General features: G+C 71.4%; 14 protein-coding genes and 1 pseudogene. 9 read left to right on the top strand and 6 right to left on the bottom strand.

All coding sequences use genetic code 11. From position 1 onward, the window contains the following. Positions 1–2: 2 nt before the first annotated feature. A complete protein-coding gene (locus tag ACSYGO_RS40565; RefSeq protein WP_460389639.1) occupies positions 3–1073 on the bottom strand; it encodes a hypothetical protein in 1071 nt (356 codons plus the stop codon). 309 nt (positions 1074–1382) lie between these two features. On the opposite strand from ACSYGO_RS40565, the gene ACSYGO_RS40570 reads away from it, so the two are divergent. Both ACSYGO_RS40570 and ACSYGO_RS40575 read left to right on the top strand, forming a co-directional pair. Continuing rightward, complete coding sequence (locus ACSYGO_RS40570; RefSeq protein WP_460389640.1) at positions 1383–1778, top strand: hypothetical protein; 396 nt, start codon at positions 1383–1385, stop codon at positions 1776–1778. Between the two features lie 322 nt (positions 1779–2100). Then, positions 2101–3495, top strand: coding sequence for a S28 family serine protease (locus tag ACSYGO_RS40575; RefSeq protein WP_460389641.1), 1395 nt, complete (start codon positions 2101–2103; stop codon positions 3493–3495). A gap of 14 nt (positions 3496–3509) precedes the next feature. On the opposite strand, the gene ACSYGO_RS40580 is transcribed toward ACSYGO_RS40575, so the two are convergent. After that, positions 3510–4190, bottom strand: a complete 681-nt coding sequence (locus tag ACSYGO_RS40580) for a hypothetical protein (protein ID WP_460389642.1) — start codon at positions 4188–4190, stop codon at positions 3510–3512. Positions 4191–4249: 59 nt separating this feature from the next. Next, the gene (locus ACSYGO_RS40585; protein ID WP_426676448.1) at positions 4250–4807 is read right to left on the bottom strand and encodes a hypothetical protein; all 558 of its coding nucleotides are present in this window, start codon (positions 4805–4807) and stop codon (positions 4250–4252) included. A gap of 212 nt (positions 4808–5019) precedes the next feature. Here ACSYGO_RS40585 and ACSYGO_RS40590 point away from each other — a divergent pair. After that, a pseudogene (locus tag ACSYGO_RS40590) lies at positions 5020–5289 on the top strand (winged helix-turn-helix domain-containing protein); the annotation flags it as partial. A 229-nt stretch (positions 5290–5518) separates the two neighbouring features. After that, complete coding sequence (locus tag ACSYGO_RS40595) at positions 5519–6280, top strand: SDR family NAD(P)-dependent oxidoreductase (protein WP_460389643.1); 762 nt, start codon at positions 5519–5521, stop codon at positions 6278–6280. A gap of 29 nt (positions 6281–6309) precedes the next feature. Here ACSYGO_RS40595 and ACSYGO_RS40600 read toward each other — a convergent pair whose 3' ends face one another. Both ACSYGO_RS40600 and ACSYGO_RS40605 read right to left on the bottom strand, forming a co-directional pair. Continuing rightward, positions 6310–7494, bottom strand: a complete 1185-nt coding sequence (locus ACSYGO_RS40600; RefSeq protein ID WP_460389644.1) for a GDSL-type esterase/lipase family protein — start codon at positions 7492–7494, stop codon at positions 6310–6312. 129 nt (positions 7495–7623) lie between these two features. Continuing rightward, positions 7624–8196: a TetR/AcrR family transcriptional regulator gene (locus ACSYGO_RS40605; protein WP_432173190.1), complete on the bottom strand. Its 573-nt coding sequence runs from the start codon at positions 8194–8196 to the stop codon at positions 7624–7626. Between the two features lie 71 nt (positions 8197–8267). Between ACSYGO_RS40605 and ACSYGO_RS40610 the strand changes: the two genes are divergently transcribed. Both ACSYGO_RS40610 and ACSYGO_RS40615 read left to right on the top strand, forming a co-directional pair. Further along, on the top strand, positions 8268–8759 hold the full coding sequence (locus ACSYGO_RS40610) for an FBP domain-containing protein (RefSeq protein WP_460389645.1): 492 nt from the start codon (positions 8268–8270) through the stop codon (positions 8757–8759). A 145-nt stretch (positions 8760–8904) separates the two neighbouring features. Beyond that, positions 8905–9258 carry a DUF1330 domain-containing protein gene (locus ACSYGO_RS40615; RefSeq protein WP_426676443.1) on the top strand — a complete coding sequence of 118 codons (354 nt, stop codon included), beginning with the start codon at positions 8905–8907 and terminating at the stop codon, positions 9256–9258. 245 nt (positions 9259–9503) lie between these two features. Here ACSYGO_RS40615 and ACSYGO_RS40620 read toward each other — a convergent pair whose 3' ends face one another. Continuing rightward, complete coding sequence (locus ACSYGO_RS40620) at positions 9504–10721, bottom strand: saccharopine dehydrogenase family protein (RefSeq protein ID WP_432173187.1); 1218 nt, start codon at positions 10719–10721, stop codon at positions 9504–9506. A gap of 119 nt (positions 10722–10840) precedes the next feature. Between ACSYGO_RS40620 and ACSYGO_RS40625 the strand changes: the two genes are divergently transcribed. From ACSYGO_RS40625 to ACSYGO_RS40635, 3 genes are all read left to right on the top strand, one after another. Then, complete coding sequence (locus ACSYGO_RS40625; protein ID WP_426676441.1) at positions 10841–11566, top strand: TetR/AcrR family transcriptional regulator; 726 nt, start codon at positions 10841–10843, stop codon at positions 11564–11566. Between the two features lie 10 nt (positions 11567–11576). Beyond that, a complete protein-coding gene (locus tag ACSYGO_RS40630) occupies positions 11577–12356 on the top strand; it encodes a DUF6817 domain-containing protein (RefSeq protein ID WP_460389646.1) in 780 nt (259 codons plus the stop codon). Between the two features lie 26 nt (positions 12357–12382). Continuing rightward, a partial coding sequence (locus tag ACSYGO_RS40635) for a TetR/AcrR family transcriptional regulator (protein ID WP_460389647.1) occupies positions 12383–12811 on the top strand: 429 nt, incomplete at its 3' end.

A 12811-nucleotide genomic window follows, 5' to 3' on the forward strand; every position in this document is an offset into this window, starting at 1 on the left:
GCTCAGAACCGCAGGGACATCGACTCGGAGACCAGGCCGAGCGACACCCGTATCGTCGCGTCCACCGGGGGTGCGCCGTTGTCGTACAGGGCGCCCGTCCGCTTGAGCGTGACGGTGATTTTGCCGTCCGCCCCGGTCGTCGTGGAGCTGAGCTCGTAGGCGAGCCCCGCGGGATCGACCCGGATGCTCAGCGTCCTCCCGGAGTTGGCGGACCCGTCCGGGCGCCTGCACTCCACGGTCAGCGTGGTCTGCCGTCCGATCACGACCGGCCTGTTGTCGGGATCCTTGCCGGCGATGTCCGTGACCGTGCCGCTGGACAGGACCAGCCGGGGCCCCTTCTGGATGACGAAGGGCCGGGGCAGCTGCACATCGGCGCGCGGTTCCAGAGTGGCCTCCAGGTGCAGGCTGCCCGCCGCCGTGTCGCGACTCACGGTGGAGCCGACGTTCAGGTTGGTGTTGCTGTAGCCGAACCCGCCGCTGACCGATCCGGTGACGTTGAACAGCCCGAAATTCGCGTTGGCCGCGGCATACGCGTACAGCGAGGAACTCTGGATGTTGAGGCCGTTCTTGCCGTTGAACTCGCTGACGCTCATGTCCGCTTCGAGGTACACCCGCTTCCAGGCGTACGCCGTCGGCATCAGGAAGTTGATGAGCGGCAGTTCCGACTCCAGGGCGTTTCCCTGGGTCATGACGCCGTCGTCGTTCAGGACCTGTTCGTAGATCGAGATCACACGGATCTTCTGTTCGGACAGCGCCTGCGCCGTCTTGACGAGCGACTTGTCCAGCTCGCTCTGGGCCTTGGCGACCGCGAGCCCGACGGCCTCCACGAACGACCCCAACGCCGGCCCGCCCTTGGCCAGTTCGTCGGTGACGTCGGACTCCGCCGCGACCTCCTGGTCGGCGGCCTGCGCGGCGAGGAGGACGTCCTGCCTCCTGAGCGCCTCGACCAGGCCCTCGGCGACGGGATGCTTCTCCACGGCGGTGCTCCGCTGCGGTGCCGTCTGCTTCGGTTTCGCTCCCTGCGCCTTCTTCTCGGCGGCCGGCTGCTGCGCGGGCTTCTTCGGATCGGTCACGGTCGTATCCCCCCTGCACACTCGGAACCGTCTTCCGAGCCCCCCAGTGTGTCCGCGCGGAGGGCGCGCAGGAAGCGTGCGGACACGGCCCGCGGGAGCATTCGCGGCAGGCGCGTACACCTTGTCGGCAAGGGCGGAGGCGGTCGTGACCTGCTGCTGTGCGGTGGGGCGGGAGGGGCTGTCGGCGGTGGCGAGTGTGCTGGGCGGGGAGGGGTGTGGCGCACCCCGAGGTGTCTCGCCGCGGCGGGAGCCGGGTGTGCGCTCGGCGGACCGGTGACAGTGGGCGGTGTGCCGTGAGAGGGTCCCGGTGTGACCGATGCTGCGGGTGGGGGAACGACCTCGGGGCGACCGGACGACCGGACGGCGTCCGTGCTGCGCTTCGCGACGGAGATCGTCGCCTGGGTGGCGACCCCCTGGGCGCTGGCGGATTACTCCTGGCTTCTCGCTGTGCTGTCCGTGGTCGTGCTGATCGGGCTTCCGACGGTCCTCTCCACCCCGGGGGACAAGGCGAACGTGATCGTCGCGGTGCCGGGTCCGGTCACCATCCTGCTCGTGCTCCTGCAACTCGCCGCCGCCGTGGTCTCGTCCTGGGTGGCCTGGCCCCTCTGGGCCGCGCTCGTGGTGAGCGCGATGGCAGCGGCCACGCTTCTGGCGGAGCGTCCACGCTGGCGGTGGCTGATCTCGCCCGAGCGGGTCGCCGCCTGAGACGGTGCCGTTCTCGGCACGACCGCCACCGGCCCCTCCTTACGGCCGGGTCGGCACGGAGGGACCGGCCAACGGGCGTCGAGCGAACGTGCGTTGAGGTGACGGTGCGCTCAAGTGAATGCCGCTGACAGCCGCGCAGCGGTGTCGACGGAGCGGGGGAACGGGAGCGTCGTCTCCCCCGTCAGAGGGAGGCACTTCCCCAACGAGCGGGATCTTCGCGCACCGGTCCGGCGGATGTACTGAAGCGGTCAGCGACACAGACCGTGGTGCCGCGCCGGGGAGTTGGTGACACCGGCGCCGCCCCGCTCGGGAAGGACTCAGGATGCGTACGTGGACGAGACGGCATCTGCTCGCTTCGACGGCTTCCGCGGCGGCCCTCACCGCCGCGGCGACCGTGACCGCGAACCCGGCGGCCGCGGCCGCACGTCCGGCCGGTCCCACGGGCGACGGTGTACTGGACGCCCTGCGGGCCCTGCCGGGACTCAGGGTGATCGAGGAACTGGCCGGGGCGGAGCCGGGCTACCGCTTCTTCGTCCTCGGCCTGCGCCAGCCCGTCGACCACACGGACCCCTCGGCAGGCTCGTTCGAGCAGCGCCTCACGCTCCTGCACACCTCCGTGGACCGGCCCACCGTGCTGTTCACCACCGGCTACGAGGCCGTGCTCAAGCCCAGGCGGACGGAGCCGGCCGTGCTGCTCGGCGGCAACCAGATCCAGGTGGAGCACCGGTACTTCGGCATCTCGCGCCCGGCGGCACACGGCTACGATTTCCTGACCATCCGTCAGGCGGCTGACGACCACCACCGCGTCGTGCGTCTCTTCCGCGGCCTGCACCGCGGGGCGTGGATCTCCACCGGTGGCAGCAAGGGAGGGATGGCCACCGTGTACCACCGCCGGTTCCACCCCCACGACGTGGACGGCAGCGTGGTGTATTCCGCCCCGAACAACGTCGACGACCGCGAGGACTCGGCGTACGTCCGCTTCCTGGAGACGGTGGGCACCCGCGAGTGCCGCGACGCCCTCAAGGAGGCGCAGCGGCAGATCCTGCTGCGCCGCGAGGGCATGGTCGCCCGGTACGAGGCCTGGGCCGCCTCCACCGGCAGGACCTTCCGTATCGTCGGCAGCGCCGACAAGGCCCTCGAAACCGCCGTCCTGCGGGCGCCGTTCATGTTCTGGCAGTACTCCGAGGCCCCGGACGCGGCCGTCATCCCCACCGCGACCGCGACCACCGACGAGTTGTACGCGTGGCTGGACGATGTCGCCGGGCTGGCCCTCTACACGGACACGGTCGCACAGGACTTCATCCCGTACTTCTACCAACTGGGCACCCAACTCGGGTACTTGGACGTCCCCCAGAGGCACTTGGCCGGGCTCCTGCGCCACCCGGGCGCCATCGAACCCCGCAATTTCGTCCCCCGCGACATCCCCATGACCTTCGACGCCGAGGCCATGCCCGACATCGACCGCTGGGTCCGCCGTCACGGCACCCGTCTGCTCTTCGTCAACGGCACCCAGGACCCCTCCGTCGCGGAGGCCTTCCGCCCCGGCCCCCGCGACTCCCGGGTCCTGTGGGCGGACGGCGGCAACCATCACGCGACCATCGCGGAACTGTCCCCGGCCGACCGTGTCGAAGCCACCGCCGCCCTCACCCGCTGGACCGGTGCCCCTCGCGCGGGTCGCCTCGGCGCCGCGGGGGCCACGGAGCACCCCCAACGCTGAGGCGACGGGACGCTTCAGGCCGCGAGGAGACGGTTGAAGAACGAGCGGTAGTGGTGCAGGGCCAGCCGCAGATCCTCGGTGTCGGCCTGTTCACCCCGGTTCCACTGGTCCTCGAGCTCCCGCTTGTGATCGGCGAACGTCGAGGCCAGCTCCTGCATCACGTCGGCCACGAGAGCGTCCGCGCTGTGCACGGCATCGCGCGGGTCGTCGACGAACTGACTCTGCGTCTCCTGCCAGCGCGCGCGGAACCCTTCCTCGTCCTGCCGGCTGAGGAGCTGTACGTCGTCGTCGCCCCGAGCGTCGCCGTTCTCCCGCGGAGCGTGTGCCTCTTCGGGTCGCGTGCGGGTGTCGGGGTGTGCGGCGGGGGCCGTCGCCGTGGGCGCGGTCCCCGCGTCCGCCGCGTCCGTCGCGGAGTCCGGGGTCCTGTCCGTCGCGGTGTCCGGGGGCGTACGCGTAGGTGTGTCCGAGCGCGTGGCGGAAGGTGGCTCCGAAGACCTGTCTGCCGGGGACTCCGAGGAGCTGCCCGCCGGGGTGACCGGGGCGCTGTCCGCCGAGCCCGTGCTCTCGCCGGGGAACATGGGCGCGTCGCGTCGGGCGTCGGTCGCCTCCTCGGTGCTCTCTTCGCGGGGCCTGGCGAGATCCTCGGTCGACAGGCCGCTCTTTCGGGCGCTGTCGGGTGTGCGTGCGCGTCGCATGTCTTCTCCGTTCCGGAAGCCTCGGTGTCTCGGACGGTGGCGGTCCGTGCGGCGGGTACTCAGACCCGGGCGTGGCGGGCGCCGCCGCCGTCGGAGAGCAGCTCCTCGAACAGGGCGCGATAGTGGACCATTGCGCCCCGCAGTTGTTCGGTGGTCGCCCTGTGCTCGGTGCTCAGCGCGTCGACCTCGTGGGCGGCCCGGTAGTGCTCGAGTGTGCGGCCGTGTTCGACCGAGAGGTCCTTGAGCTGCTGGTCGAAGTCCTGGGTGGGGTAACCGCGTTCGTGCATCAAGGACGTCACCAGGCGGTCGGCGTCGTGCACGGAGTCCTCGGGACGGTCCACGAACTCCTCCTGCACGCTGGTCCAGTCCCGCGCGTACCGGTCCCGGACGTTTCGGTCCAGGGGCTTGATGTCCAGCGAGTCGTGCCGCTTCTCGCGGGCCCTGAGCTCCCGTTCGGCCGCCGTGCGGCTGTCGGCCTCCTCCACCGTGCGTTCGTACTCCGGGCCGAAACGCTCGCGCAGCCGGTTGCGGCGCATGAGCATCGACACCACCACGGCGAGCAGGGCGATCACCACCACCACGGGAATGACGATGGCGAGGATTGTCCCTGTTGACATGGGGTCGCACCTCCCTCTTGGTGACCCTGATGTCCGACTCGTCACGACTTCCCATGGGTCTCCGGCTGAAACACGAGCGCCGCATCCGGGCGGCGCCGGCGCGTGGGTGTTCGCCTCTGCGAGGCCTCGTCCGACGCTTTCGACCGTGCCGCAGGAATCTCTTGGGGTGGGGGAGTATCTGTTCCACGTCCTGGGCGGACGCAAGCGAGTGAGACTGCTTCGGCGGCACGAGGACGGTCGACGTCCACGTACGAAGGCTCCGCGCGAAGCTCGGACCCGAGCACGAGTCGCTGATCGGCACCGTACGCAACGTCGGTTACCTGTTCGTCCCGCCGAAGATCGAGCGGGGTGCTGACGGCACACCGGCGAAGGGGGTCGGGCCGAGGACGGACCCGGCCCTGTCGGAGGCGGCGGCCGCGGAGCCGGAGGGCGCGGCCCTCCTCGACGGAACACCTTGGCCCTGTTCCCGCCCGTCCGGATGAACGGGACGCCGTCTCGGCGGGGGAAGTCGGCTCGGTGGTGCGTGCCGCCCCGGTCCGGTCGACGGGACCGGGGCCGAGCGGGCGCGCACGAGCGTGTGGCCCCCGCCGCGCCGTCGCTTGACTTGGAGGGCGCTCCAAGATCTAGCGTCGCCTTCACGAGCGCGTCGACGGTGCCGGAGCGCCCGCGGCGCGCGGGCCGACACGCGGGTCGTGGGACGGAGACCAACCGATGAAGGTGCTGGTGACGGGCGGGACGAGCGGGCTGGGACGTGCCATGGCCTCAGCCCTGGCCGAGGCCGGGGCGGCGGTCGCGCTCACCGGCCGGTCCGGCAGGCGGGCGGACGAGGTCGCCGCCGGGCTCGCCGGGGCGATCGGCATCGAGATGGACGTGCGCGACGAGTCCTCGGTGGCCGAGGCGGTCGACCTGGCCTGGTCCCGGCTCGACGGCATCGACATGCTCGTGAACAACGCCGGAATCGGCATGCGCACGGTCAACCCGCGCTTCATGACACACCCGCAGGGCTTCTGGGACGTGTCGGCCGACGGCTTCCGCGCGGTGATCGACACCAATCTGACCGGCTACTTCCTCGTGGCACGCGACGTCACCCCGCGGATGCTGGCCGTCGGCGGTGGCCGCATCGTGAACATCTCGGTGAGCGAATCGACCATGCACCGGGCCGGATTTGTCCCCTACGGACCCTCGCGCGCCGGCAGCGAGGCCCTGTCCCGGATCATGGCGGCGGACCTGCGCGGCACGGGTGTCACCGTCAACCAACTGCTGCCCGGAGGGCCGACCGTGACGGGGATGCTGCCCTTGGACTCCGTGCCCGAGGGACGGCAGTTCCTGGAGCCCGAGGTGATGGGGCCGCCCATCGTCTGGCTGGCGTCCGAGGCCGCCACCGGCGTGCACGACGAGCGCATCGTCGCCGGCGAGTTCGAGACCTGGCTGCGCGCACGGGACGCCGCGCGCGACGCGGATCCGACGGCGTAGCGGAACGCGCGACCGACGGCCCGCCGTTGTCAGGTCGTGCCGTCCGCGAAGGCTCCGTCGCCGGTGAAGGCCAGCCGGGCGAAGCGCTCACCGATGCGCCGATGCGTGGCGGCGTCCGGGTGGAGCCGGTCGGGCAGGGGCAGTTCGGCGAAGTCGGCCTCGCCGTAGAGGTCACGGCCGTCGAGGTAGTGCAGATGCGGGTCGCCGGCCGAGCGTTCCCGCACGATCCGCGCGAGTTCCGCGCGGATGACGGTGAGGGTCAGCTTCCCGCTCGCCGTCTCCGCCGGGTCTCCCATGGCCGCGAACCGGAGCCGTCCGGTACCGAGTGTGCTGAGGTCCGGGGCGCACGGGCCGGGGGTGTCCTCGTGGATGGGGCAGAGGATGGGCGACACGACCAGGAGCGGTGCAGTGGGGTGACCGTCCCGGATCGTGTCGAGGAAGCCGTGCACGGCCGGGGTGAACGCGCGCAGCCTCATCAGGTCCGCGTTGACGACGTTGATGCCGATCTTGACGCTGATCAGGTCCGCCGGGGTGTCCCGCAGGGTGCGGGCGGTGAAGGGGTCGAGCAGCGCGCTGCCGCCCAGACCGAGGTTGATCAGTTCCACCCTGCCGCGCGCGGCGGCGAGCGCGGGCCACGTGCCGGTCGGGCTCTGCGCGTCGGAGCCGTGGCTGATCGAACTGCCGTGGTGCAGCCACACCTTGCGGCCCGGGTCCGGCGCCGGCTCGACGGGGGCGTCGCTGCGCAGCGCGACGAGTTCGGTGCTCTCGTTGTGCGGGAGCCAGATCTCGACGTCCTTGACGCCGTCGGGCAGGTCGGTGAAGGCGAGCGTTCCCGCCGCGCCGGGCCGGTGATCGACGGTTCCGGTGGTCAGATCGATGGTCAGGACGTTGCCGCCGCTCACCGACGCCTGGCTCGTCAGACGTCCGTCGACGAGCAGGTCGTACACCCCGTCCGGACGGGCCGGGGCGCCGGTGTAGACCCGCTTGGTGGGCAGGACGTCCAGCTCCAGGGCGGTGGCCCGGGTGCGCAGGGCCAGCCGTACGCCGGACGGCTGGGACTCGGCCATGGCGAGCTGCCCGTCGGAGCACTGGGCACGGGCCCAGCCCGGCAGCCGGTGCGGCAGCACACCGTGCGCGGTGTGCTCCAGTTCTAGGGCGCCGCGCACGATCTCCGCGGTGATGGGCGTGCTGATCCAGTGGTGCTTGCTGTTCATCGTTCCTGCCCGGTGGTGTGGATCTCGGTGGTGCGGATGTCGGGATCTGCGGTACGGCGAGGGGCGGGCGGACTCCGGCCCGGCCCCGGGACCGCTCAGGAAACGGGCCGGCTCAAGAAACAGGCCGGCTCAAGACGCGGGCCGGCTCCGCAACAGCCCGTCGAGGTGGTCCAGCACCCATGACCAGGACTCCTCCGAGTCGGGAGCACTGTGGCTGAACCCTCCGGCCGTCTCCAGGCTGACGTAGCCGTGGAAGACGCTGCCCATCAGACGTACCGCGTGCGTCTGTTCCGGCTCCGTCAGGTCGTAACCGCGCAGGATCGCCCGCATCATCTGCGCGTGCTTGACCCCGGCGCTCGCCGCCGCCGTCTCCGGGTCGAGCCGCAGCTGGGCGGCGGCGTACCGGCCGGGGTGCTCGCGGGCGTAGTCGCGGTAGACGTTCGCGAACGCGGCCAGCGCCTCCCGGCCGGCGCGCCCGGCCAGGGCATCGGCCCCCCGTTCGGCCAGCTCCTCCAGGGCCAGCAGGGCGATCTTGGTCCTGAGGTCCTGCGAGTTCTTCACATGCGAGTACAGGCTCGCGACCTTGACGTCGAACTGCCTGGCCAGCGCCGAGACCGTCACCTGGTCGAAGCCTTCGCGGTCGGCCAGTTCGGCCCCTGCCCGGACCAGTCGTTCGGTGGTCAGTCCTACACGTCCTGCCATGACTATCCCTTCACGAGCCTGAGGCCATTATGCATTTGCCTAAAAGCTTTAGGCAAATTAGCGTACGTCTCATGAAGCCACTCACCGAGCAAGAGATCCGCGCCGCGTTCGTGAACTGCACCAAGGGCGAGGCGAAGCGCCTGTCCGTCCCCCGTGAGCTGGCCGAGACGCCCTGGGACGACCTCGACCACCTCGGCTGGCGTGACCCCCAGGCCCCCGACCGCGCCTACCTCGTCACCGAGCTCGACGGCCGGCCGAGAGCCGTCCGGCTGCGGGCCGGCAGCCCCGCCTTCGGGCAGACGCGGCGCAGCATGTGCTCGATATGCCTGACCACCCACACCGGAGGCGTCTCCCTGATGGTCGCCCCCAGGGCGGGCAAGGCCGGGCAACAGGGCAATTCGGTGGGCATCTACATGTGCAGCGACCTCTGCTGCTCGCTCTACGTGCGGGGCAAGAAGGACGCCGGACTCGGCGCCAGGCTCCACGAGTCGCTCACGCTGGAGGAGAAGATCGAGCGCACGGTGGTGAACCTGGCCGCGTTCATCGCCAAGGTGACCGCCTGACTCCGGCGCCCATTACCCCCCGGGTAATCGACCGTCGCGGTACGACCCGGCAGTGTTGTCCGTGCGGAGCGGCAGCCAAGTGCCGCGATCCGCACCGGACTTCGGTGCTCGAGTGCGGAGCGCCGCGAACAAGAGGAGACAGCGCATGCCCGCCTACGCCATCGCCAACCTGCGCCCGACCGCCGAGCCCCAAGAAGAGGTCCTGACGTACATGGAGCGCGTGCAGGACACCCTCGACCCGTTCGGCGGCCGGTTCCTCGTCCACGGAGCACCGGAGCGCGAGGTCCGGGAAGGCAGCTGGCCGGACGCGATCGTCATCCTCGTCTTCCCCTCCTTCGCCGACGCGCGGGCCTGGTACGACTCGCCCGCGTACCAGGAGCTGCTGCCCCTGCGCACCCGGCACATCGACGGCGACCTCCTGCTGGTCGACGGTGTCGCGCCCGGGTACCGGGCCGCGGAGACGGCACAGCACCTGCGGGCCGCGCGTACCGCGTCGTGAGGCCTCGGCGGGCGCCCGTGCCCGCCACGGTCACGCCCTGAAGCGGCGGGGCCGGATCCCGCCGGACGGCTGGGTACGCACCGCACGCCCCGCCGACGTCCGCGACGCCGTCGAGGCGGACGCCTGGGTGCACACCCCGCGCTCCGCGGACCTCTGAGTCACCCCCGAGGCCTGCCGGGACACCACCGCACCGGACGCCCGGCCCTGCCGGACGTCCGACCGCCGGCTGCCACCGCCGGTACGGGTCACTGCTCGCGCATGCCCCACGGAGAGCCGTACGCCGTCAGCAGGTCCAGGAAGGGGGCGGCCGGGAAGGCCTCCGGACCGAGGACGCCCGAACCGGTCCAGGCGCCGGTGGCGACGAGTTCGAGGGCGACGACCGGATTGACCGCCGTCTGCCACACCACCGCCTGGCAGCCGTACTCCGCCATCGACCACTGGTTGTCGACCACGTGGTACAGGTACACCTCGCGCGGTGCGCCGTCCTTGCTGCCGCGCACCCAGGTGCCCGCACAGGTCTTGCCGTGCATGCGCTCGCCCAGCGTCGCCGGGTCGGGCAGACAGGCCGCGACGACGTCCCGGGGCGACACGGAGACCGGGCCGTCGGCGCCCGGCACCGTCACCGGTTCCGTGCGGTCGAGCCCGAGTAGGTGGAGTGTCTTCAGCGTCTCGATGAACTCCCGCCCGAGGCCGTACTTGAAGGTGACGCGGCGGGCGTCGACCCAGCGCGGCACGAGCAGCACCTCCTCGTGCTCCACGTTCACGCACTCGACCTCACCGATGCCCTCGGGGAAGTCGAACACCTCGGGTTCGCTGAACGGCGCGGTGGTGAACCAGCCGCGCCCGGCCTCGTACACGACGGGCGGGTTCAGACACTCCTCGATGGTGGTCCAGATGCTGAAGGACGGCGCGAAGTCGTAGCCGTCCACGGTGAGGTTCGCGCCGTCGCGGACGCCGATCTCCTCGATCTCGTCGAAGAGTTCGTCGGCCGCGTACCGTGCGAACACATCGGACAGGCCCGGCTCGACGCCCATGCCGACGAGTGCGAGCGCGCCCGCCTTCTCCCAGTCGGCGGCCTCCGCGAACTGGGCGTCCCCGAGCTTGACCCCGCACTCCTCGTACGGCCGGTCCGGGTGCGGGCGGGACAGCGACATCGCCATGTCGAGATAGGCCGCGCCGCCCGCCCGTGCCGCCTGGAACAGCGGCATGACGAAGCGCGGGTCGGTGGCGTTCAGCAGCACGTCGCAGCGGTGCCGTGCCAGCAGCTCCGCGACCGCCGCGGTGTCACCCGCGTCGACACGGGCCGCCACGAACCGGCCGTCGTCGCCCACGGCCGCGACCGCGGCCTCGGCCCGGGCCGGGTCGTAGTCGGCGACCACCATCGCCTCGAAGAAGGTGCGCCGGGCCGCGATCCGGGTGATCGCGGTGCCCACGCCACCGGCGCCCACGAGCAGTACACGCATGGCAAGAACTCCCTGTCGGTCCTACGGAGAACGAGGCGCGCCCCTCGCGGCAGATACAACGCCCCGGCGTCCCGTAAGGTCAATGGCGTTGGCATAAGAGGTCCGCTGAGGAGGCCGCCGTGGCGAAACCCGTGGTGCCGGAGGAGAAGCGGCGACGCCGCCGCCCCACCCGGAGCGGCACCGTGCTGTCCGAGCGGCTGATCGTCGAGACCGCGCTGCGCATGCTCCGCGAGCACGGCAGCGCCGGCTTCACCGCACGCCGCCTCGGCCTGGCACTCGACTGCGACCCGAGCACGCTCTACCGCTACTTCCGGGGCATGGACGACCTGACGCTCGCCATCGGCGACGCCCTCATCGGGCGGGCCCTGCGGGGCTGGCGGCCGACGGGGCAGTGGCGGGCCGACCTGCGCGCCGTGGGACTGCGCATCCACGCCGCGTACGTCGCCCACCCTCAGGCCGCCCAGCTGACCGCCAGCCGTGTCAGTGGCCGGGCGAACGAGCTGGCGGCCGACGAGGCGGTGCTGGAGGTGCTGCGCACCGCAGGGTTCCCGCTGCCCGACACGGTGCGGATCTACCACGCCTTCATCGACCAGACGCTCGCCTTCGCCGCGCTCGACGCCGCCTCCCTCGCCCTGCCCAGCGCCGCGCTGCGCGCCGACGAGGCCATGTGGCGCTCCACGTACGCCGGACTGCCCGCCGCCACTCACCCCCGTATCGCCGAGGCCGCACCTCTGCTCGCCACCCGCATGGTCACCAGCGCCTATCCGACGGCCCTGGACATGCTGCTGGACAGCGCCGCCGCCCAACTGGCGCAGGGGTTGCCTCCGCGGCCGGGCCACGACTAAGACTCATGAGGTGACCGACGACGCCGATGCCGCCGACAGGACCGATGCGGCCGACAGGACCGATGCGGCCGACAGGACCGATGCCGCCGACAGGACCGATGCGGCCGACAGGACCGATGCGGCCGACAGGACCGATGCGGCCGACATGACCCATCACGCCGACACGGCCGACCCCGCCGAGACCGCACCCCGCTGGTCCCGCGTCGAGTCCTTCCTGCGCGCTCATGGGGCCGCCGGGATCCCCCACCCGGGAGGCACCCTGCTGGCACACCTGTGCCGTGTCCGGGAACTGCTGGCGGACTGGGGGGCCGACGAAGCGGTCCAGGCCGCGGGGATGTGCCACGCGGCCTACGGAACCGACGGCTTCGACCGGCACCTGCTGCCCGTCGCCGAGCGAGCGACCCTGGCCGAGGTCATCGGCGACCGCGCCGAGGCTCTGGTCCACCTCTACGGGAGCTGCGACCGCGGCACCGTCTACCCCCGGATCGACCCCGGCCGGCCCGTCGCCTTCCGTGATCGTTTCACCGGTCGCGAGCACACCGTCGACGACGCCGACCTGCGCGCGTTCCTGGAGATCACCGCGGCCAACGAGCTCGACGTACTGGCCCACAACGAGGAGCTCGCCGAGCGGTACGGCCCCGCTCTCTACCGGTTGTTCGACGGCGCGGGCCCCTTGCTGTCCACCGCGGCACGGGACGCCTGCGCCCGGCAGCTCGCCCCGCACGGCCCGGCGCCCCGAGCGGGGAAAACCATGCGCGACCCGGGAAACCGACGGACGACAGGTCGGTGATAGACGACCGGTCGTACACTGCTCTCATGGGACGCACCAGCGATGCCAGGAACAAGATCCTCAGTGCCGCGCAGACGCTCATCGAGCTGCGCGGCTATTCGGCCCTGGGCGTGGCCGAGATCTGCAAGGCGGCCGGTGTGCCGAAGGGCAGCTTCTACTACTTCTTCGATTCCAAGGAAGCCCTGGCCCTGGCCGTGATCGACGAGCACTGGGCCGCGCAGAAGCAGGCCTGGACGCGGATCCTCGGCAGCGACGCGGAACCGCTGCAACGGCTCCGCACGCTGTTCGAGGAGACGGAGGCCACCCAGCGCGCCGGTCAGCAGAGCTGCGGCACCGTGTCGGGCTGCATGTTCGGGAACCTCACGCTGGAGATGAGCAACCAGACCGAGTCCATCCGGGAACGGCTCCAGGAGATCTTCGAGGCACAGGTCGACATGGTAGTGTGCGACGTGTCT

It is taken from the genome of Streptomyces krungchingensis (assembly GCF_054729265.1).